This is a genomic window from Ligilactobacillus sp. MP3, from assembly GCF_024436335.1.
GTDB classification, from domain to species: Bacteria; Bacillota; Bacilli; order Lactobacillales; family Lactobacillaceae; genus Ligilactobacillus; species Ligilactobacillus salivarius.
This window is the reverse complement of record NZ_JANFQI010000007.1, coordinates 25,287-48,583: the sequence shown is the minus strand read 5'-3', so window position 1 is coordinate 48,583 and position 23,297 is coordinate 25,287. Positions and strand designations below refer to the sequence as shown.

Genomic DNA, 23,297 nt, shown 5'->3' with positions numbered 1-23,297 from the left:
GCTACTCACCCTCGACTTTCAAAAATACTTCTTCAATATTATTAACTTTATATTCATCTTCTAATTTCTTAGGTTTATCAAAGGCTATGATTTTCCCCTCAAAAAGAAGTGCTACCCTATCTGTCAGCTCAGCTTCAGACATAACATGTGTTGTTACGAGAATACTTCTTCCTTCATCTCTTAATTTAGCTAATTCTCTCCATATTTTAAGTCTCAGAGCAGGATCAATTCCAACTGTTGGTTCATCTAAAATAATTATTTTAGGTTTTGCTAGTAAAGCTATTGCTAGTGACAATCTTCGTTTCATCCCACCAGAATATCCTGAAACCTTCTTATCCAAATAATTCGTTAAATCAACAACTTCAGCAACATATTCTATTTCTTTTTGCAATTCTTTCTTTGTAACGTCTTTCATATAACCAAAAAAACTTAAATTCTCCCTAGCTGTCATTGATTCATAAAGCGCATCTGATTGAGCCATATAACCAATATCTGCTAATAATTTTCGATTGGGCATTCTCTTTTCTAAAATTAAAGCCTCACCTTCGTCAGCTTTTTCCATACCCAATAGAATTTTGATAGTTGTTGATTTTCCTGAGCCAGACGGACCAATCAAACCTACTATTTCTCCTGAATTTACTGTTAAATTAACAGAATTTAAGACATTATCATTTCCAAATTTCTTCTTTATATTTTGTAATTGTATTCTCTGGTTATTTATTTTCATTTTTTTCGCCTCCAAAAGTAAGTATTTACTCACTAATTCACTCTGGATTATAGTGAGTGTTTACTCACTTGTCAATAAAAAAAGAACTTTAAAAGAGTAAAAACTCTTTTAAAGCTCTTCAAGTAACTATTTTTCAGCTAACAATTCAAAGATGATACCTTCACGGACTCCACTCTCAGAAAACATCACATATGGACTTTCGCATTGTAACATTAACTGCATAACAGGAGTAAGTCCACCTATTATGATGTCTGCACGGCTACTTTCATCCCCTAAATCTGTAGCTCTCTCAGTTTTGTCCATATCTAACCACTTACGATATATTCTTTGAAATTCTTCTTTATATACACGGAAGTTATGAATATTAGTAGTATCTTTTTCATCTAACTTACCTAATTTTTTACGCGCAACAGTACGATTAGCCCCACCTAAAAGCACCAATGGTAAATCTTTAGCTTCAGATAGCCAAGGTAGTTTTTTAGCAAATAATTCTCGGAGAAAAACTTCAAACTCAAATAAATTTCCAGCATTTATTTTATCTTGTGTTTGAAATTTCTCAGTTAAACTAACTGCTCCATACTGAATACTGATTAAATTCAAGGCTTTTTTATTTTTCATTAAAATAACCTCAAAGCTACCCCCGCCCATATCACAGATGACAGCATCCTTAACATCTAAACAATTAGCTACTCCTACATAATCATAGTAAGCCTCAGCAGAACCAGATAAAATTTCTACTCCTACGCCTGTCAAAGACTTTATTTTCTCTAAAAATTCTTCTTTATTCTCAGCTACTCTAACTGCCGCTGTTGCAATTCCTTTAATCTTTAAATTAGGTAAATTCTCATAATGTTTCTGAAATTTTCTAACAGCATCCAGCGTTCTTTCAATTGCGTCAGCCTGCAACACTTTCTTTTCAGAATTTCCCATACCTTCCGCCATACGCGTCATTTCCTTAGCACGAAAAACTTCTCGGTACTTACCTTCATCACTAACTTCATTAATCGACAACCTTGTAGAATTAGAACCAAAGTCCAAAATTACTAAATTCTGCATCTCTGCCACCCCATATTTAAGATACACATATTGTAACACATTTTATAATAGTAATTTCATTTTAATTTAATAAATATGGCAATTCTACTTAAATATTGTCGAAGTAATTTACTCCGATTGCTCTACGTACTTCTTCTAAAGTTTTATTAGCGACTTCGTTTGCTTTTTCGCTACCTTCCTTAAGCATTGCATATACAGCTGGAATATCTTTTGCAAATTCTTCACGTCTAGCACGGATAGGTCCTAATTCAGCTTCTAAAACTTCATTCAAGTAACGCTTAATCTTAACGTCACCTAATCCACCAGCACGATATTGTTCTTTTAATTCTGCAACCTTGTCTTTGTCTTTATCAAAAATATCAAGATATGTGAAGACCATATTACCTTCTACTTTTCCTGGATCTTCTACGTGAATATGGTTAGGATCTGTGTACATTGACATTACTTTTTTACGTAATGTATCAGCATCATCAGATAAGTAAATAGCATTATTTAAAGATTTACTCATCTTTGCATTTCCATCTAAACCTGGTAAACGTCCAGATCCCTTAGGTGCAAATACACCTTGAGGTTCAACTAATACTTCGCCATAAATTGAATTGAAGGTTCTTACAATTTCACGAGTTTGTTCCAACATAGGTTCTTGATCATCACCAACTGGAACTAAATTAGCCTTAAAAGCTGTAATATCAGCAGCTTGGCTAACAGGGTAAGTGAAAAATCCAGCTGGAATTGAGCGTTCAAAATGTTTTTGTTGAATTTCAGCTTTTACAGTTGGATTACGTTCAAGACGTGAAACAGTTACTAAGTTTAAGTAATACAAATTCAATTCTGCTAATGCTGGAATTTGTGATTGCACAAAGATTGTTGATTTTTTAGGATCTAGTCCTACTGCCAAATAGTCTAATGCTACTTGTATTAATGAATTTTTTATTTTTTCAGGATCACGTGCATTGTCAGTCAAAGCTTGTTGATCAGCAATCATAATGTATGAATCATACTTTCCTGAATTTTGCATAGAAACACGTTTTTTCAATGAACCAATATAATGTCCCACATGTAATTTTCCAGTAGGTCTATCACCTGTTAAAATAATTTCTTTTGCCATAAAAATCCTCCTTAATAAAAAAAGTCCTATTCATAAATATGAATAGGACGAACAAAGCCGTGGTACCACCTAATTTGCATAAAATGCCACTTAATTAGATATCAAATTTACTTTCTTCTCCCAAGCCCCACTTCGATTTACTTGCTTATTTTCAGCTACCTAAGCTCTCTGTCATTGCTCATCTACTTTACTTGTTCAATGAAGATTACTCTTCCATTCTAATTTACTATTCAACTAAAGTAAAGGATTATTAACAGTAAAATGAAAATGCTTTATAATAGAAATATATTTACTTTTCTTAATCGAGGGAAGATATACATGAGTAAAATTAAGAAACATTTACAAGAAGAATTTGAAGATTGGGAAAGAGAACAACTGAAACAGCTACACAGTTTAAATGCTGCTTGGCGTCATTTAATTCTGAATGTTTTAGCATATCTTTCAATTTCTATCATTGAATATTTTTTAGCTGAAATTAGTAACTCTCAAACTTTACGTGCTGATGCTTTTAATAATATTTCTGGAATCGTATCTACAATGTTATTAATGATAGGAATTCATATTGCTAGAGACATTGATGACGATGACATTGCTGGAATGGCTCCCTTGCCTAAATTGAATATGTCGCAAAGAGGAAATGATCAAAGAGTTCAATTTACACGTTTCCGATATGAAACAGTCTTTACCCTTGTAACTGGAGTTGTTATGATTGGGATTGCCATCAGTGTTATCTCCACTGGTATCATTAATCTTTGGAAACCAGATAAACGTGTCATTCCTGAACCAATTGCTCTTGTTGGGGCTGGTATCGCTACTGTAATCATGTTAATTGTTTGGTATCTTAATCGCAGAGCTGGTAGAAAATTGCAAAATGCAGCTTTAAGTGCTTCTGCTCAAGATAGTTTAAGCGATGCTTTTACTAGTATTGGTACTCTAATCTCTATTTCCGGTGCTTTAATATTTAAGATCACCTGGCTTGATGGTGCTACTAGTATTTTAGTTGGTTTATTCATTTTATATTCTGGGTTTAAAATCTTTATGGATAGCAGTCTTAATTTAGTAGATTATTTTGATCCGGAAGTTGAAGAAGAATATCGAAATGTTGTTTTAAGCGTTCCAGGTGTAGCTCATCTTTCTGAACTGAAGGCGCACTATAATGGCAATATTGTTAGTTTGGATATTGTTGTTATGGTTGATGCTAAAATGTCCGTTTTAGATAGTTATCGTATTGCAGAAAATATTGAAAGAATTATGCATCATAGATTTGGGATTATGGATACTGATGTTGCTTTTATTCCTGATCCGAGTTCAATTGGTGACGATGAAATTAAGGATAAATTTTAAAAAGAGTTTAAATTGATTAATTCAATTTGAACTTTTTTTCTTTAGGTGGCAAATACTTGCTACTAATCTTATCTACATGTTAAGATAATGTGCATTATTCTTTAGTAAAAGGTGTGATTAAAATTGGATAATGAAAAAGCTCTGGAACAAAAAAGAGTAGATGATGTAATGAATGAAATTCAAAAGCAATTAGATGCTACTCAAATTGAATATGATAAAGCTCACAAGGAAACTACTTCGGTTGAAAGAAATTATGTTCAAAACGCTAGAGTCAATACATATGAAGTTGATGATCAAATGGAAACAAACGCCGAAATTCAACAACAAAAGAACTTAGTTGCAAAAACGATTGAAAACGAAACAATTTTAAAGAAACAATTATCCACTCTAAAAATTCTACAAGATTCTGCTTACTTCGGTAGAATTGATATTCATGAGAACGGAGAAGAGGATTCTGAAACTCTTTATATCGGAACATCTTCATTAGTAGATGAAGATCAAGATTTTCTCATCTATGATTGGCGTGCCCCTATTTCTTCTATTTACTACAATGGTACACTTGGCCCTGTATCCTATGAAACACCTATGGGAGAACAATTTGCTGAATTAAAAAAGAAGCGTCAATTTACTATAAAAAAAGGTGTCATTACTAATATGTTTGATACTAATGAAACAATTGGTGATGAAATTTTACAGAGTGTTTTGGGAGAACATTCTGACGAATACATGCGTAATATCGTTGCTACTATTCAGGCTGAACAAAATGATATTATCCGCGATGTTAAACACGACTTGCTTCTAGTTCAAGGAGTTGCGGGTTCTGGAAAAACTTCTGCTATCTTGCAAAGAATTGCTTTTCTTTTATATCACAGTCGTGACAAACTTAACGCTGAACAAATTGTGCTTTTCTCACCTAATCTTTTATTCAGTCACTATATTTCTGAAGTGTTGCCTAGTTTAGGTGAGAAAAACATGCGCCAAATTACTTTGGCAGAATTTCTTAATAATCGTTTTGAGGGATTACAAGTTGAAAGTCTCTTTGATAAATATGAAAAGAAGATCACTTCTTCTAAAAAAACAAATTCAATTGAAAGTATTAAGGAAGATCCACAATTTATGCATACAGTTGAAGAATATGTCCAAAATGTTAGCTCATCCCAACTAAGATTTACTGACATTATGCTAGATTCCGAGATTTTCTTTAGTCATAATGAAATTCATGATATCTATTCCCAACTTCCACAGGCTATGAAACCTAGTCAAAAATTTGCTGAAACTAAAAACTTACTTATTAAACAATTAAACAGAAAAATTAAAGAAAATGCTCAAGCTGATTGGGTTCGTAGTGAAATCGAAAACTTATCAGATGAAGAATACTATGATTTACTTGGTACTAAAAGACGTCATGCCTTTCAAGCAATTGATGATGAAGAATTTTACATTGGTAGAAAAATCGTAAAAAAACGCTTTGCCCCCGTATATGACGCTTTATATAACAATTATTTTATTGACTACTATGCTCAATATTCTGATTTTTTAGCCAATAAATTACCAGAAGCTGTTGACCTTTTTAATCAAAATTTGGAGTTTCATAAAATAGATTTAGTTGATGCTGCTCCTCTGTTATATTTACGTGATTTACTAACAGGTAGTGGACGTAATCAAGCTATTGCACATCTATTCATTGATGAGATGCAAGATTACACATTGCCACAATTAATGTATTTAAAGTATATTTTTCCTAATGCTAAACTCACTCTTTTAGGTGATAGTGAACAAGCATTGTTCAATGAGTTTAGAACACCACAAGAGTTACTAGATTACTTTAACAAACATCTCAATGTCAAAAAATCGCGTATCATCAAGTTAAATAAAAGTTATCGTTCAACACAACAAATAACCAATTTTATGAAAGCTTTATTACCAGATGGCAATGAAATTCAAGCTTTTACACGCCAAGGTAAAAAACCTGAATTAATTATCGCTTCTAAAGAAAATGGATTACATGCATTAAAACTTGAATTAAAGCAACGTGATTTAAGTTCCCCGGTTGCTTTAATAACTAAAAACCAATCTGAAAGTGACTTCTTATATCAAAAACTTCGTAAAAGTTTCGATTCTGTCACCTTACTAGAAGATAAAGACCGTTCATTGCCTAAGGGTATCGTTATTCTACCAATTTATCTTGCTAAAGGATTGGAATTTGATGATGTTATAGCTTATGATATTTCACATGATAATTATTCTGGAATAAATGATACTGGAATTTTATACACAATTTGTTCTCGTGCGATGCACAGACTAACTTTAATTTCATGTGGAAAGCCATCATCTTTAATTATGAGTATTCCATCTGATTTATACACTACTAAGTCAACCGTTACTTTATAATCTTTACTGTAACAAATTATGCTTGCCAAAAATAGTATAATATAATATACTATTTTGGTAAGTCTGATGCCACTTTAGCTCAGTAGGTAGAGCATCACCATGGTAAGGTGGGGGTCACCGGTTCAAGCCCGGTAAGTGGCTTTTATGATTAATTGAATATGATAATGTACCAGTCTTTTATTGACTGGTATTTTTTTACAAAAAAAATACAGTAGCTCACAATTGAACTACTGCACTTAACTATTTTTACATATGTTCTAGTCTATCAATTCGCTTTTCAATTGGTGGATGTGTGTCAAAAAGATGTGTCCATGAGCCATCTTTAAACGGATTAGCGATATACATCGAAGCACTACTTGGATCTGCATTTTGCATTGGTTCACTCATAGAAATTTTTCTTAAAGCATTTATCAAACCTTGAGGATTTCTAGTAAGTTCAACAGCCGATGCATCAGCTAAATATTCTCTATTTCTTGATAGTGCCATTTGAGCCATAGATGCCGCTAACGGTCCTAAGATAATTGCTAAAACTGATAATAATAGCATTATAACTTGACCAGCATTACCATTATCTCTATCATCGCGTCTACCTCCACCCCACCACATCGCGTTCATTCCCATATTTGCTAAGAATGAAATTACAGAGGCAAGGGCCAAAGCATATGTTTGTAATCTAATATCATAATTTCTAATATGAGAAACTTCATGTGCCATTACACCCTCTAGTTCCTCACGATTAAGTCTTTGTAGAATCCCGGTTGTTGCCGCCACTGCCGCATGTTCAGGATCAGGCCCGGTAGCAAAAGCATTAGGACTAGGATCGTCAATGATAAATACCCTAGGCATCGGTACTTTGCCAACCATCGCCATATCTTCTACAATATGCCATAATTCAGGAGCTTGCTGCTCGGTTATTTCCTGAGCATTATTCATACTCATTACTACATCTGTTGATTGACCTAAAATCACGAACATATAAACTATGCCGACAACAACTGCAATAATAATACCCGTTTGAGCACTTCCCATAAAGGCGTATCCAATCGCTGCCCCTATTAGTCCGGCTAAAAATACAAAGCCCGCCATTACTAGAACAGTTTTGCGTTTATTTTTTGCTATCTGTTGATATAACATTTAACTACCTCTTAAAAAGATACCTTTGGTGCTTCCTTTTCTTCAGCAGGAATTTCCAAGTAATTTACCTTTGTAAAATGATGCATCTTCGCAACTAGATTAGAAGGGAAAGTTAGTAACTTTTGATTGTATACAGCTGCACTACTATTAAATAATTGTCGTGAATAAGCAATTTTATTTTCAGTATTTGTTAACTCTTCTTGTAATTGAGTGAAGTTTTGACTAGCTTTTAAATCAGGATAATTTTCAGCTAAAGCAAAAATAGATTTTAAAGAATCTGTCAACTGATTAGATAATTCCATTTTCTTTTGTGGATCAACGTCTGCTGGCAGTGCCACCATTTGATTTCTCAATTCTACAACTTTGGACAATGTTTCTCTTTCATGTTTTGCATATCCTTTTGTAGTTTCTACAAGATTAGGAATCAAATCATTTCTTCTCTTCAATTGAACATCAATTTGACTCCACGATTCATCAGTATTTACTTTTGCACGTTGTAATCCGTTGTACATTGATATATATACAGCAACAACAATTACAATCAATGCTATTACGATTATTAAGCCCATTTAAATTCCTCCATATCATATTATTTAACTATTATTTTAACAAAAAATATATTCCCATCAAATAATTTTAACTAAGCTTAGTACTTTTTTACAAAAATATTACAATTCTATCAAATTACTTCCTGTTTCTTTGAGATAGACATTATAAGTACTATCATCAAATAAAACAAATTCCACTAAATCAAAGTCTCCAGGATTATCTTGGACATATTCTTTAACAACTTGAAATGCAATTTTAGTGGCCTCAACAACTGGATATCCATAAATTCCTGTTGAAATAGCTGGAAATGCAATTTTTCTAATATTGCATTTTTGGGCTAAATGTAGACTATTTCTATAACAAGCAGCTAAGAGTTGGGATTCATCAGTATTGCCACCTTTCCAAATAGGCCCAACGGTATGAATAACATATTCCACAGGTAAATTATATCCTGATGTAATTTTAGCTTGTCCAACTTCACAGCCATTTAGTTGGCGACATTCTTTTAATAATAATGGCCCGGCTACGCGATGAATAGCACCGTCAACACCTCCACCACCTAGTAAACTAGTATTAGCAGCATTAACGATTGCATCAACATTATCAACTTTTGTTATATCTGCTTTCAATAATCTAATCTTTGTTTTATTATCTACATGATTTAAATTTAATAAAATCTTTTCACGTAAATTTTCAATTTTTCTTTTTAACTCTTCATAATTATACTTTCCAATTAACCTATCATAATAGGCACTTGTCTGAGCCAAATTAATATAGGTTAAGGCGCCCATATCATCAGGAACAACCCCTGTGCCTTGGTGGTAACAGAGTGCCAATCTATAATAAATATCCGAACGAATATCAAGATCTTCTGGCCCTAATTGTTCTTCTGATATTTGATAATATTTAAATGCTAGTAATTTATTTTTTTCTACAAAATCACCATAAAAATATGCATCGCCTACTTTATAACTACCATTACTATTTCCATCTAATGATGCTTGGACAAAATAATAAAATGCCTTTTCACTATCTTTTACACCAGTTCTTCCATAAGCATAAATATAACCTAAATTACAGGCTGCTTGACTATTTCCAAGTTGCGCCGCATCCTCATAATATTCTTTAGCTATTTCATAATCTCCTCGACGATAAGCTTGTACTCCTAAGTTCAATAAATTAATTGATAATTCTTCATCATCTACCGATTCACGCTTTAACTTATCTTCAGCTAATTTATTTTCTAATTTTCTAAAATCTGTTAACTTACATTTACGAATAATCTTTTTTATTTTATCTAAGGGATACGGAACAGTATGTATGGTATATTTTTCTACTTTTATCACCTGTGCTATTTTTTCACGCCCATCAATACCAACCGGCACAACTACTAAATCTAAAGGCTTTATTTCTTCATCATCGGTTAGATAATAATAACTTTTCCCATTTTCTTCAAAAATAACACGACAATAAATATAATTTTCTATTGTTTCACTCACAATAATCACCCCAAACGCTCGATTATACAAAAAAAGTCAGAGAATTACTTTCTCTGACTTATGCGGCAGTATTCACATGAATAAGTTGATGCAGTTCACATCTACATCAAGCAAGTACGTTACAATCCGGTAACATCTGTACTCTGCCTTAATGAAAATAATCACTAGTCGCCGCAGCGAAACAACAAAATGTTGTCTGATTCTTCTCGACTCATCGCATCTACTTTATATTAACCTATATTAGATTAAAAATCAAATTTAAACTAACTTCTTATCCATTCGATGATGTGGCATTTCTGCATCTATAAATCCTTCACCTACAACCTCATATCCAAGTTTTTTATAAAAAGCTTGCGCTGTATCCTGAGCACCTAATGTTAAATATGGCACCTTTGCTTTTCTCGCATCTTCCTCAATACTACGAAGTAAACTTGAACTATATCCTTTTCCACGACTATCTTTTAAGGTCGCTACTCTTTGAATATGCCAAACTCCACCATCTTCTATTTTCACTCTCGCACAAGTCACAAAATTACCATCTACATATCCACAGTAATACTTTGGACCTTCTTCACCTTCAATTTCTATTTCGATAGGAACACCTTGTTCCTTAACAAAAACATCTTCTCTAATAATTAAACTATCTCGATAAACTTGTGAATCTAACTTATTAGAATTTTTTACTTCAAACATAATTTACCTCTGATTATTCTTGAATTTACTTATTATAAAAACTATAATGAATGTGTAGTTAGATATATAATATATTACACTAACTTAGCTATCGTGAAAAGAGGCGACAAGTATGGCTCAAAAGTTGAGTAAGGAAGAACGTAAAGCTATGGCTCGTAAGGCTATGGAAGCCCGTGCTAAGAATCCTAACAAGTCATCACATGGTTCTGGCTTTGCTAAGATCGACGCTGATGCTAAAAGCTTGCGCGATTAATTAATCTTATTACGATTGCAAACAAAAAAGATGAGCGGTTCGCCCATCTTTTTTATTATCTCGCAAATTGACTATTATATAGGTCTGCATAAAAACCATCTTTTTCCATTAAGGTATCATGATTTCCTGTTTCTACAATAGATCCATGATTCATTACAATAATATTATCTGCATCTCTAATTGTTGAAAGTCTATGAGCAACTACAAAACTTGTTCTCCCAGCTAACAATTTTTCCATTGCTTGCTGAATTAGAATTTCTGTACGCGTATCAACAGAACTAGTTGCTTCGTCTAAAATCAAAATTTCAGGATTAGCTAAAAATGCTCTAGCTATTGTTATCAATTGTCTTTGTCCTTGTGATATATTAGATGCTTCTTCATTTAGGATAGTTTGATATCCGTCTGGTAACTGTCTAACAAACGTATCAACATGAGCTGCCTTAGCTGCTGCAATAATTTCTTCTTCCGTAGCTTGCTCATTTCCATATTTTATATTGTCATAAATTGTACCCGTAAATAACCAAGTATCTTGTAATACCATTGAAAAATGAGATCTAATTTCTTCTCTCGACATACTTCTAGTATCTTGTCCATCAAGTTTTATACTACCACCATTAATATCGTAAAAACGTTCTAATAAGTTAATTAACGTTGTCTTCCCTGCACCTGTAGGACCAACAATTGCCACTTTTTCACCTGGACTAACATTCAAGTTAAAATCTTTCATCAATTGTTTATCAGAAGTATATCCAAAGTTCACATGATTAAAACTAATTTTATACTTACCTTGGCTATCATCATTGTTATCTTTTAGATTAGTGTCCATTTCAGCTTCATCTAAAATTTCAAAGATTCGTTCTGCAGAAGCTACTGTTGCCTGAATCGTGTTGGCTATATTAGCAATTTGTGTAATTGGTTGAGTAAATTGGTTTACATATTGCAAAAATGCTTGAACATTTCCTAATGTAACAGTTCCATTAGCGACTTGTATTCCACCTACTATTGCAACGAAAACATAGCCAATATTTTTTACCATATTCATCAATGGCATTATCAAACCAGAGATAAATTGCGCCTTCCATGAACTTTTATAATATCTTTCATTTTCAGCTTCAAATTCTTCAATTGTACTTTTTTCTTTATTAAAAGTTTTAACAACTGTGTGTCCGGCATAATTTTCTTCTACATGATTATTTAACAATCCTAAACTCTTTTGTTGTGCAACAAAATATTTTTGTGAACGGGGAGCTACCAATGAAACAACGGTTAAGCCTAGCGGAATTGTAATACAAGCAATTAAAGTTAGTTTCCAACTAATAGATAGCATCATGAAGAAGACCCCTACAAATGTTACTGTACTTGTTACAAGTTGGGCCAAATTTTGTTGCAAAGTTCCCGCTATGTTATCCATATCATTAACAGCTCTAGACATGATATCTCCATTAGAATGAGTATCGTAGTATGAAACTGGCAAATACTGCATCTTAGATTTCATTGCCTTTCTAAGTCGATAAACTACCTTCTGAGAAATATTAGCCATCATTAACTGCTGTATAAAAGATAAAGCTGCTGAAGCTAGGTATAAAACGGCTACCGTCATTAAAATTCGTTTAATGGCTACAAAATCAATTGGATATTTTCCGATACTTTGTCCACTTGCTAAGCCTTTTTTTATTCCAATATAGATTTCAGTCGTCGCTCCACCTAAGATCTTAGGAGTTATAATTTGAAAAATTACAGACCCAATCGCAAATATAAATACTAATACAAAAGCCCATTTCCAAGGCCCCATAAATCCTACTAAGCGTTTTACGGTTCCCCAAAAATCCTTTGCACCTTCCGCTTTTGGTCCTTTCATTCTACCGCCATGTCTTTGCATTAGATTGCAGCTCCTTTCATCTGTGATTCAACAATTTCTTGGTAAGTAGTATTATTAGTTAATAATTCCTTATGTGTGCCTTGTCCTACTACCTTGCCTTCATCTAAAACAACAATATGATCTGCACCAGTAACTGTTGAAATTCTTTGAGCTACAATAACTATAATTGCTTTGCTAATTCTCTCATCTTGACGTAGTGCTAAACGTAATTTAGCATCTGTTTTAAAGTCTAACGCAGAAAAAGAATCATCAAATACATAAATTGAAGCAGGTTTGATAATTGCACGTGCAATTGCTAATCTCTGCTTTTGACCACCAGAAAAATTATCCCCGCCTTGTTCAACAACAGCATCTAATCCATCTGGTAAGTCTGAAATGAAATCTTTAGCTTGAGCTATTTCTAGAGCTTTCCACATGTCTTCTTCAGTTGCTTCAGGATTTCCAATTAGTAAGTTCGAACGAATAGTTCCTTTAAAAAGTACTGCTTTTTGTTGAACGAATGCTACCTTGTCATGCAAATCATGTAAGCTATATTTTCGGACATCATTTCCATCAACCAATACTTCTCCTGAATTTACATCGTATAGTCGAGGAATAAGATTAATTAATGTAGATTTACCAGATCCCGTCCCACCAATAATAGCTAATGTTTCTCCAGCTTTTACATCTACAGATAAATTATCCAATGCTAAATCTTCTGCACCACGATATCTAAATGATACATTCTTAAATTCTAGACTTGCTTGTAGTTTATCACTGTCACGACCTATTTCTGATTCTACGTCATTAATTGAATTTTCTATCTCTAAAACAGCATTAATACGTTTAGCAGCTGCTTCCGCTCTTGGTACTAATACAAAAATCATTGATAGCATCATAAAGCTAAATAAAATCATTGAGGCATAAGTCATGAAAGCTACTAAATTGCCTACTTGCATTTCATGGTTAGCTATTAACTTAGCTCCAAACCAAATAATTCCCATATTTGTTACATTCAAAACTAAGGTCATAATAGGAAACATTAAGGAAACAATGCTGAAAACTTTAATCCCTGTTTCTGTATAATCTTTATTAGCTCTATCAAATCTTTCCTGTTCAAACTTATCTTGTCTAAAAGCTCTAATTACTCTTACACCAGTTAATCCTTCACGAAAGATTAAATTAATTCTATCGATTTGTTTTTGTAATTTTTGAAATAACGGCACTGCAAAATACATAGCACATCCAATAGCGATTAGTAATATTGGAATAGATACTAAGAATATGCTAGTTAGACGTTTTTCATTAAAATATGCCATTACACTTGCACCAATTAGCATTAAAGGAGCCATAATCATCATTCTTAACATCATTATTGTAACGTTTTGAATTTGCATAACATCATTCGTCGTCCTAGTAATTAATGATGAAGAACCAAATTTATCCATTTCATAATTTCCAAAGGATAAAACTTTTTTAAATATCTTTCCTCTTAATCTGGCACCCATTTTTTGTGCTTGAGTAGAAGCAAAATATACATTTCCTGCTGCTGCAAAAATGCCGACTAAAGTCAGGCCCAGCATTTGAAGACCTATTTGCCAAATATATCCTACATTTCCTTTAGCTACTCCGTTATTTATTAAGTTAGATGTCAAATTAGGTAAGCTTAAATCACACACCACTTGAAATCCTAAAAAGATAGTAGCAGTAATAATTGCCCACCAATCTAAATTTCGTCGCATCAACTTTACCATTTTGTTCCTCTTTTCTATTTATTATTTAGAAAAACCATACTCGATAAACTCTAATTTGTGTAAATATTCTTGCTTTTTTTCTTCAATATCTATTTTAGGAATGTCTGATTCATGCTTCATTTGCAAGAATGTATCGGTTATTACTATGATAAATGGGGTAATTAAAATTCTGATAAACATATCAAAGTCACTTCGACTTTTTATTTTTAATTTTTCTTTATCTATCATTTTATATATAACATCAAAATCTTGTTTCACATTCCAACCATGCTTACTATTATCCTTGGATTTAACTTCCTTTTGTCTAAAATCCTTCATAAAACTTGCTTGTAATAGATAGTAATAAAAATTAGAATATTCTCCTCCTAGTACTTCATGAATCTGTTTTGGAAAGACTATTTTTACAGTCGCAAAAATATCTCCATTTTGTTCATCTAATTCTTTAAAAAAGTCATCTCTAAAGTTTTGTATAATTTTTTGAGCAATATAGAGATATAGATCTCTTTTATCTTCAAAATATTGATAAAAACTTCCCCGAGGGATTTTGGCTAATTTTATAACTTCATTAATTGAAGAATCGTTATAGTTATGACTCGAGAATACCTTAATTGCCGCTTGAATTATGCGATTCTGCTTTTCTTTATCAATTCCAAAAAATGTTTCTTTTGGCATAAAATCTCTCCTATTCCTTGCGTAAAGCTTCTACTGGATCTAGCTTAGATGCTCTATTGGATGGTAAAATTCCGGCAATCATACTGATAACAACACTAATAACTATTCCAGCTATTGCATATTTAGTAGTCATGGAAACAACATTTACTTCGAAAGCCGCTTTCGTAAAGTTATTAATGAAGAAACCTAGAACATAAGTTACAACTACGCCAATTGCTCCTGATGTAATTCCAATTAAAAATGCCTCAGAAGCAAATATTCTTCTAATATCTTTTCTTCTAGCACCTAGAGCTTTAAGTACACCTATTTCTTTTGTACGTTCAACTACAGAAATATTTAAAACTACCAATATCATAATTGCTGAAACCACTAATGAAACAGCAGCGATAGCAGTTAATACCCAAGTAATAATATTCAACATTTTCGTAAACATTTCCGTCATTTGTTCTTGCATTGAACCTGTATAACCAAGATCTTTTACTTTGTCCTTAATCATCTTAGTGTTGTCTTTGTTAGCTGTATGTAGATATACTACATTTGGCAATAATTTTTCTTGGTTTGTCTTATATAGGTCTTGTAAACCTGCATAAGTAAAGAAAACTGTACTTGAACTTTGACTTTGTGATTCATATAAACCTGTTACTTTAAAGTTTTGTGTAATTGTCTTTTCACCTATCTTCAAAGTCAAAGTAACCTCTTTATCTAAAATATTCTTTCCTAGTAAATCTGCAGTAGCTCTATCTAACATTATTTCATGATTATTCTTAGGAACTTTTCCTTCCACAATGCTTGATTTAGAAATACTATCAGACATTGTTTGCAACATCATTAAACTAGCTTGCTTATTATTATATTTAACTGTATTAGTTCCTAGTGAAAATGAACTATAACCTTTTTGATATCTATCTACATGTTTTATCTTACTTAACTTTTCTATATCCTTTTTTGTAAAACCTGTATTAGTTCCTGACCCCGTTAAAGCAGCCATATTCTCTTGCTGTTGTTTAGCTATCTCTTCACGACTCATATTTTGTGGATTTTTTGTCGTTTGTTGAGTACTACTCTTCTTATGAACTTCAGTAATATTAGGGTTAGTATATGATTTCATAGTACTACTTACATAGCTTGTTACACCTTTACCTAAAGCCAGCATCAATACTACTGACATAATTCCTATACTAGATCCAAGCGCTACTAGTAAATTTCTTCCTAACTTGGCTTTCATATTTAGAAATGCTAGCTTAATCGCTTTCCACATACTCATATTCTTTACTTTAATATCTTCACGAGTACTTTCTGTGTATTCCAAGTCCAATTGATGCTCATCTGAGATTAACTCACCATTATCTATTCTCAAAACTCGACTACAATGAGAGGCTACCTTGTCAGAATGGGTTACCATTAAAACTAATTTACCTTCTTCTGCAATTCCCCTAATCATATCGAGAATGGTATCTGTCGTTTCTGCATCCAAGGCTCCTGTAGGTTCATCAGCAATAATTACATCAGGATCATTAACCAATGCACGTGCAATAGCTACACGCTGTTTTTGCCCGCCAGAAATTTGATCTGGCTTTTTATACATGTGTTTTTCTAATCCAACTTTGCGTAATAATTCTTTAGCACGTTTTTTTCTAAAATCTTCACTTACATTTGATAATGTCATCGCCATTGAAACATTATCTATTAGATTTAAATGTGAGATCAAATTAAAGTTCTGAAAAATAAATCCTATACTCTTTTTATGATAGTCAACTAATTCTTGAGTTGAAAAATTACGTAAATTCTTTCCTTCATAAATAATTTCTCCACCAAAATCAGAATCTAATCCACCAATTGCATTCATTAAAGTAGATTTACCTGACCCTGATTCACCGACGATCGCTACTAGTTCTCCAGCTTCAAAACTTGCACTAATTCCTCGCAAGGCTTCAAAGGTTCCTCCACCAGCCATCTTATATGTCTTAGTAACATTTTTTAATTCCATTACTGGCATTTTTTTCAATCCCTTCAGATTTATTGTGACAACTTGTCATATGACACATTGTCATAATATCATTTTAAAATTATAATTGCAATAAAAATAGACCTCTATATAGAGATCTATTTTCACAATTAATCTATAACTCTTTTTATATCATCTACAATTTGTTCAGGATTTAAATGATATCGATCATACAATTCTTCAACTGGAACCATATCAGTTAATTCCTTTTGAGCACCAAAGTTTAAAACTTTCATTTCAGAATCAGCATAGAAGTGATCTACCTTTTCTCCAAAGCCACCAACCATGCTTGCATCTTCAAGTGTTACAACTAATTCATGATCCTTCTTTAAATTATTTAAAGTTTCAACATCTAGTGTTGTAGCAGAAATTGGATTAATCAATGTAGCATTGATATTCAAAACTTTTTTCAACTTTCTTTGAACATCTTCACCTAATTTATAGAATGCACCCAATCCTAAAATTGCTACTTTCTCTCCCTGGTTTGCTATACGATAATTTATCTCTGTATAATCATCGTCTGCTTCTCCATGTTGTACTTCAGTAATTGGTTCACGAATAACAACCGGTTTATCAGTTTGTGTTAATGCCCAACGTAACATTGAAATTAATTCTTCTGCATTTGTTGGAGCTAAATATTCCAAGTTAGGAATGCTAGAAATCATACCTATATCAAAAATTCCTTGATGTGTATTAGAGTTTTCAGTAATGTGCCCACCTTTTACTAGCATAACAACTGGATAACCATTTAATGCCATATCATGTTCTAATTGATCGTACGCTCTTTGAAGGAATGTGCTATTATGGAAGACTACTGGTCTTGCACCATTAGCAGCTAATCCTGTTGCATATGTGATAGAATATTGTTCAGCAATATCAACGTCATCATAATTATTAGGGTATTTTTCCTTGAACGATACTAAATCAAATGCACCTGGTATTGCAGCATTAATAGCCATAATTGGTTTACCATCATCAATTTGTCTACCTAACTCATCAAGAATTAATTTATTATATGATTCTCCTGTTGCTACATTTTTAGTTGAACCATCTTCAACATTAAATGGTACATGCCAATGGAATTCACGTTTTCTTTCTATCGCTGGTTGATATCCTTCACCCTTCAAAGTGTTGATATGAACAACAATAGGATGGTCAATATCTTTTACTTCTTCTAAAACAGAAATCATTGTTTCTAAATCATTTCCATTATCAACATAACGATAATCCAAGCCCATAGCCTTAAAGAGATTATTAGAACTTTGTCCATTTGTTTCACGTAATTCAGTGAACATCTTATACATACCACCATTTACATCATCAATGGACATTTGATTATCATTGAAGATAATTATTAAGTTAGATTTAAGCTTAGCAGCATTATTTAGCCCTTCTAAAGCTAAACCTCCACTCATAGAGCCATCACCAATAACAGCCACAATATTTCCATTTTCATTCTTCATGTCTCTTGCTTTAGCCATTCCTGTAGCCAATGCAATAGATGTAGAAGTATGACCAACTTTAAAGTAATCATGTTCACTTTCATCTTGATTACTGTATCCTGTAACATCGCGATAATGATCTGGATCTAAAAATGCCTCTTTACGTCCAGTTAACATTTTATGAGGATATGATTGATGTGAAATATCCCACACTACCTTATCCTTAGGAGAGTCAAATACATAATGAAAAGCAATAGTTGTTTCAACGATACCCAAATTAGGGCCAACATGTCCACCAATAGCGGCATCTTTTTCTACAACTAATTGTCTAATTTCAGTAGCTACTTTTTTTAAATCATCAATTGTTAAATTCTTTACATCTTTAGGACTATTAATTTGATTTAAAATATAATCTGGATGTTGATTCATTTAAAATTTCACCTCTCAATAATGATAAAAATATCATACACCTTAAAGTTAACTTTAAGTCAAGGAATAAGCATTATATAAAAAAATCATTGACCTCGTCTCCGATAGTCAATAATTTGGGATTATTTAATATTTTTTACAAATGTACTTGTTATTGCTGCGATTAGAGCACATACTACTAAACCTACAAAGGCAACGCTATATGAGCCTGACAATTGAACTAACCATCCGATCAATAGAGGTCCTATAAATCCACCTAATTGACCACCGAAGTTTACAACTCCAATTGAAGATCCATAAGTCTTTTCATCTAAGATCTGAGCAACAAAACTAAAAATTCCTGTAAATGCTAGAGATTTTGTGAAATATACTAAAATTTCAAAAATGACAATCCATACTAGTGTAGTTGATTTATACATTCCAAACATAAATATTAGTGTTAGCAATGAAGAAATAAAGATCATCCAACGTTCACGTTTACGGAAAATATGAACCATTACAAAGCCACTAATAAATGCTGCAATACCACCAGCTATTACAGGCAATGGAACCAACCATGCTAAGTTCTTTAAATTAATATGTTGAGCTTGTAAGAAGTATATTGGCATCCAAGTTTCTAAACCTTTTGTAATAACATTCAATACTAAACCTATTATTACAAAAATCCATATTCTTTTATCAATTTCACGCCAATTAATTTTTTTAACAGTTGTTGTTTCCTTTTTAGATTTAATTGGTCGCTCAATTAAATAATATAGACCAACTAATATCAAACCTAGAATTCCTAAGAAATAAAATGATACTCTCCAACCATGACTAGCAATAATTGGAACAATAATTAATGGAGCAATAGCTGCACCGGCATAGTTTGATGAAATTGTAACTGATGTAGCCTGTGAACGATCACTCTTATCATACTCTTCAGAAATTTGCTTTAGAGCTGCTGATGGATAAGGACCTTCAGCCAAACCAAATAAAAATCTGATTACAACTAATGTCATTAATGATGTAGCTAAGCCTGTAAAAGCTGTTAGTAAAGACCATAGTATCAGAGATATTATAACCGTTTTTTTACTACCTAATATATCAGTGACTATACCTCCTGGAATTTGCATTAAGGTATATCCTAGAAAGAAGGCACTAGCCGTCGCACCCAATGCGGCTGGACTAATTTGAAATTCCTTTCCTATGTATGCCATAGAGATATTCATTACAGTTCTATCAGCAAATAGAAGCATGTAACCTATATATAGTAAGATCAATGAGACTATTGGTTTTATTGATTTTTTCATTAAATTCATTTCCTCTCACTTATAAAATAATTTATTGAAATTAACCAATAAACATTATAGCTCATTGCTATTAATAATAAAATGAATAATTATATTCTTATAAATCGAGTGATTAGTATTTTAAAATACTGTAATTTCAAAATACGCATCGAAACTTTCTTTTCCATTTAATTTATTAGTTGCAAATTTCTCTTTAAAATTACCATCTGTATATACAGTATCTGCTAAACTCCACCAAGGTTCAATACATACAAATTGTCCTTTAGCTGGATAAGACGACCAAATTCCTGCAAACTTAGAATTTGGAGTGAAAACTTCTACTCCGTAATTATTTTTAGTATTTCTCAAACTAAATTTTGTAGGTTCTTCGCCTAAATCATAAATAATTGCGTCCTTAGCAAATAAGTCATGACTGATTTCTAGTTTAGATTCTCCATCAATAGTATTAATATTATCCACTAATCCACCTTTTAAGGGTAAAACTTTTCGCGTTTTTTCTGGTGTAATTTCAAGATAATAATCACCATAAGCAGCCTCACCTAAAGGAACACTAAATGCCGGATGTGCTCCTAATCCAAAAAACATTTCACCATCACTAGGATTTTCTACTTCATACTTTACAACTAAAGTCTCTTCTTTTAGTTCGTAGATTAAACGAAAAATAAAATCATAAGGATATTTTTCTTGTGTTTCTGTATTGGATTTTAATTCAAAACATGCTGATTCCTTAGTAAGTTTTTTAACTTCAAAATCCATGTCCCTAGCGAATCCATGTTGTCCCATACGATATTCTTTCCCATCAACAAACATTTTTCCATCTTTTAGTGCACCTTCAATTGGAAATAGTACCGGAGACTTTCTTCCCCAATATTTACTATCGCCACTCCAAAGATAGTTCATACCATTGCTTTTATTAATTAAGCTAGCTAATTCAGCACCGTGTTCATTAATCGTAACAAATAATTTTTCATTTTCAATTTTTACAGCCATCTTTATTCCTCCTACTTTAAAATTCAAATTTATTATATCAAATTTACTTATACTTATGATTAAAATAAAAAATCTTAACTTCCATTTAAAGCTAAGATTTTTTTACTACATTATCATGTTTAACAGGTAATCTCATAATAAAACTAGTCAAATTTTTATTAGATTCTACATAAATATATCCATGATGCAATTCTATAATACTTTGAGCTATTGCCAATCCCAGTCCTGTCCCACCTGTTTCTTTAGAACGTGAACTTTCTACTCGATAAAATCGATCAAATACCTGTCGCAATGATTTTTCTGGAATAGGTTCTCCATCATTAGAAATCCTTATTTCTATTTCTTTTTCATCTACTTTTGTTAATTGCAAGTAAATATTTTTACCATCACTACCATACTTCAAGGCATTCGTGATTAAATTATTAAATACTCGAGCAAGTTTTTCTGGATCAGCTTCAATTTTCACTGGACTATCGGGTAAAATTGTATTAATTTCCATACCCTTTTTATTTGCTTCCAATTCAAAACTAGCTCCTATTTGTTCTAGCATCGCATTCAATTCTAGAGATTGTACTTGTAATGGCGCATCAGTTTGACGTACTTTCGTATATTCAAATAAGTCATCCACCAATGATTTCATCTGCTTAGATTTTAGGTATGCTGTATGCGTATATTTTAAAATATCTTCTTCAGATCGATATTGTTTATCTTCAATAAGCCCCAAATATCCAATAATAGATGTCAAGGGTGTACGTATATCGTGACTGACATTCGTTATTAATTCATCTTTAGAGCGTTCAATCTCTCTTTCATCTTCCATCGCTTTAATCGTACTATCGACAAGTGCATTGACACTTGCTACTACTCTTTGCATTTGTCCCTTTAATTGAAAAGGAATACGGTGATTAAAGTGGCCATCTGCAATATAGTGGAGCTCATTAATAATATGTCTCAATTGCATTTGATGATATCGTCGAACTAATCTCCAATAAACTACGATAACATCAACTACCGCCATAAGTATAATGAATATCCAACCCCAACTCCATAATTGAATATGTGCATACTTAAAATCTAAGGAAGTTTTGATTAGGAATATTCCTGAAGCTAAATCAGGATTAGATACTAACAATTGATTCAAAATCACATAAAGCGACATATTTAACAGAATTAACAATATAATTGTTAAAATACCTTCGCCTAATAGCTCACTCTTTTCTCGACCAGTTATGTGAAATTTCACAGTTCTTTTCCCCTTTAGCTTACTAAATTAGTGTGACTCTATCTTATATCCAACACCCCAAACAGTTTGGATAACTTGTTCTCCATTAGTTGCATCTTCAATTTTATCACGCAAATGACTAACATGAACCATTACGGTCTTAGCTGATACAACAGATTCTTGTTGCCAAACTCTTTCAAAGATTTCATCAGCTGAGAAAACTCGATTAGGATGACTAGCAAGTAAATGTAAAATTCCAAATTCTAGTGCAGTTAATTTAATTTCCTTGCCTTCTAATGTCTTTACCTCATGAGAATCTTTCTTTATAATGAGTGGCCCAATTTCGATTTGATCTGGTTCATTATTTTTAACATTATGTTCAGCTCTACGCAATAATGATTTTACACGTGCCATAACTTCCAAAGGATTAAATGGCTTTGTAACATAATCATCCGCACCTTGTACTAAACCTTGAATTTTATCCAAGTCATCCGTTTTAGCAGATAAAATTAATACTGGAATTTGTGATTCTTTTCTTACCTCACGAATTACTTCCATCCCATCCATTTGTGGCATCATCACATCTAAGATCATCAATGCAATGTCAGGATTCATGTTCAACTTAGACAAAGCTTCTTTACCATTATATGCTTTTTCTACTTCATATCCTTCATTTTCAACATATATACTTAATAATTCAACAATATCTTTATCATCATCAACAATTAAAATTTTCATTTTCTATCTCCTTAGGTACACTACTTAGATTATAGTGTACGATTTATAATACTATTGTATCAAAGTTAAGCGCTATCGCAACTGAAGTTTTCTATAAATATTCTTGATATTTTTTTGAAGTATGTCTTAAATAATTATTAA

19 protein-coding genes and 1 tRNA gene are annotated in these 23,297 nt (G+C 32.3%); 4 read left to right on the top strand and 16 right to left on the bottom strand.

Features of this window, described 5'->3' with window-relative positions:
- Nucleotide 1 precedes the first annotated feature (1 nt).
- The 3 genes from NOU10_RS06395 to trpS form a co-directional block, all read right to left on the bottom strand.
- A complete protein-coding gene (locus NOU10_RS06395) occupies nt 2-727 on the bottom strand; it encodes an ABC transporter ATP-binding protein (protein WP_255906330.1) in 726 nt (241 codons plus the stop codon).
- A gap of 126 nt (nt 728-853) precedes the next feature.
- The gene (locus NOU10_RS06390) at nt 854-1,783 is read right to left on the bottom strand and encodes an exopolyphosphatase (RefSeq protein WP_255906329.1); all 930 of its coding nucleotides are present in this window, start codon (nt 1,781-1,783) and stop codon (nt 854-856) included.
- Nucleotides 1,784-1,871: 88 nt separating this feature from the next.
- Nucleotides 1,872-2,891 (bottom strand): tryptophan--tRNA ligase, encoded by a 1,020-nt coding sequence (gene trpS / locus NOU10_RS06385; protein WP_003699680.1) that lies wholly within the window; start codon nt 2,889-2,891, stop codon nt 1,872-1,874.
- 318 nt (nt 2,892-3,209) lie between these two features.
- Between trpS and NOU10_RS06380 the strand changes: the two genes are divergently transcribed.
- From NOU10_RS06380 to NOU10_RS06370, 3 genes are all read left to right on the top strand, one after another.
- The gene (locus NOU10_RS06380; protein ID WP_255906328.1) at nt 3,210-4,235 is read left to right on the top strand and encodes a cation diffusion facilitator family transporter; all 1,026 of its coding nucleotides are present in this window, start codon (nt 3,210-3,212) and stop codon (nt 4,233-4,235) included.
- Nucleotides 4,236-4,358: 123 nt separating this feature from the next.
- The gene (gene helD, locus NOU10_RS06375) at nt 4,359-6,626 is read left to right on the top strand and encodes an RNA polymerase recycling motor HelD (protein WP_081530210.1); all 2,268 of its coding nucleotides are present in this window, start codon (nt 4,359-4,361) and stop codon (nt 6,624-6,626) included.
- 68 nt (nt 6,627-6,694) lie between these two features.
- Nucleotides 6,695-6,767 (top strand) — tRNA-Thr (locus NOU10_RS06370).
- A gap of 105 nt (nt 6,768-6,872) precedes the next feature.
- Here NOU10_RS06370 and htpX read toward each other — a convergent pair.
- From htpX to NOU10_RS06350, 4 genes are all read right to left on the bottom strand, one after another.
- A complete protein-coding gene (gene htpX, locus NOU10_RS06365; RefSeq protein ID WP_003699683.1) occupies nt 6,873-7,760 on the bottom strand; it encodes a zinc metalloprotease HtpX in 888 nt (295 codons plus the stop codon).
- Nucleotides 7,761-7,771: 11 nt separating this feature from the next.
- Entirely contained in the window at nt 7,772-8,329 is a 558-nt protein-coding gene (locus NOU10_RS06360; protein ID WP_003709245.1) for a LemA family protein, read from the bottom strand.
- Nucleotides 8,330-8,428: 99 nt separating this feature from the next.
- Nucleotides 8,429-9,808: an O-acetyl-ADP-ribose deacetylase gene (locus NOU10_RS06355; protein WP_255906327.1), complete on the bottom strand. Its 1,380-nt coding sequence runs from the start codon at nt 9,806-9,808 to the stop codon at nt 8,429-8,431.
- Between the two features lie 258 nt (nt 9,809-10,066).
- Nucleotides 10,067-10,501 (bottom strand): GNAT family N-acetyltransferase, encoded by a 435-nt coding sequence (locus tag NOU10_RS06350; protein WP_255906326.1) that lies wholly within the window; start codon nt 10,499-10,501, stop codon nt 10,067-10,069.
- Nucleotides 10,502-10,613: 112 nt separating this feature from the next.
- Between NOU10_RS06350 and NOU10_RS06345 the strand changes: the two genes are divergently transcribed.
- Nucleotides 10,614-10,754, top strand: coding sequence for a hypothetical protein (locus tag NOU10_RS06345; protein ID WP_003699688.1), 141 nt, complete (start codon nt 10,614-10,616; stop codon nt 10,752-10,754).
- A 55-nt stretch (nt 10,755-10,809) separates the two neighbouring features.
- Here NOU10_RS06345 and NOU10_RS06340 read toward each other — a convergent pair whose 3' ends face one another.
- From NOU10_RS06340 to NOU10_RS06300, 9 genes are all read right to left on the bottom strand, one after another.
- Nucleotides 10,810-12,633 carry an ABC transporter ATP-binding protein gene (locus tag NOU10_RS06340; RefSeq protein WP_255906325.1) on the bottom strand — a complete coding sequence of 608 codons (1,824 nt, stop codon included), beginning with the start codon at nt 12,631-12,633 and terminating at the stop codon, nt 10,810-10,812.
- Nucleotides 12,633-14,366 (bottom strand): ABC transporter ATP-binding protein, encoded by a 1,734-nt coding sequence (locus tag NOU10_RS06335; protein ID WP_255906324.1) that lies wholly within the window; start codon nt 14,364-14,366, stop codon nt 12,633-12,635. Before NOU10_RS06335 ends, NOU10_RS06340 begins: the two co-directional genes overlap by 1 nt.
- 21 nt (nt 14,367-14,387) lie before the next feature.
- A complete protein-coding gene (locus NOU10_RS06330; protein ID WP_003709237.1) occupies nt 14,388-15,038 on the bottom strand; it encodes a TetR family transcriptional regulator in 651 nt (216 codons plus the stop codon).
- Between the two features lie 10 nt (nt 15,039-15,048).
- Complete coding sequence (locus NOU10_RS06325; RefSeq protein ID WP_255906323.1) at nt 15,049-17,034, bottom strand: ATP-binding cassette domain-containing protein; 1,986 nt, start codon at nt 17,032-17,034, stop codon at nt 15,049-15,051.
- A gap of 119 nt (nt 17,035-17,153) precedes the next feature.
- On the bottom strand, nt 17,154-18,914 hold the full coding sequence (locus tag NOU10_RS06320) for a 1-deoxy-D-xylulose-5-phosphate synthase (protein ID WP_255906322.1): 1,761 nt from the start codon (nt 18,912-18,914) through the stop codon (nt 17,154-17,156).
- A 122-nt stretch (nt 18,915-19,036) separates the two neighbouring features.
- Complete coding sequence (locus tag NOU10_RS06315; RefSeq protein WP_255906321.1) at nt 19,037-20,206, bottom strand: MFS transporter; 1,170 nt, start codon at nt 20,204-20,206, stop codon at nt 19,037-19,039.
- 120 nt (nt 20,207-20,326) lie between these two features.
- Entirely contained in the window at nt 20,327-21,196 is an 870-nt protein-coding gene (locus NOU10_RS06310; RefSeq protein ID WP_086201293.1) for an aldose 1-epimerase family protein, read from the bottom strand.
- Between the two features lie 91 nt (nt 21,197-21,287).
- Nucleotides 21,288-22,439 carry a cell wall metabolism sensor histidine kinase WalK gene (locus NOU10_RS06305; protein WP_081537726.1) on the bottom strand — a complete coding sequence of 384 codons (1,152 nt, stop codon included), beginning with the start codon at nt 22,437-22,439 and terminating at the stop codon, nt 21,288-21,290.
- Nucleotides 22,440-22,466: 27 nt separating this feature from the next.
- Nucleotides 22,467-23,156: a response regulator transcription factor gene (locus NOU10_RS06300; protein ID WP_003699697.1), complete on the bottom strand. Its 690-nt coding sequence runs from the start codon at nt 23,154-23,156 to the stop codon at nt 22,467-22,469.
- Between the last annotated feature and the right edge of the window lie 141 nt (nt 23,157-23,297).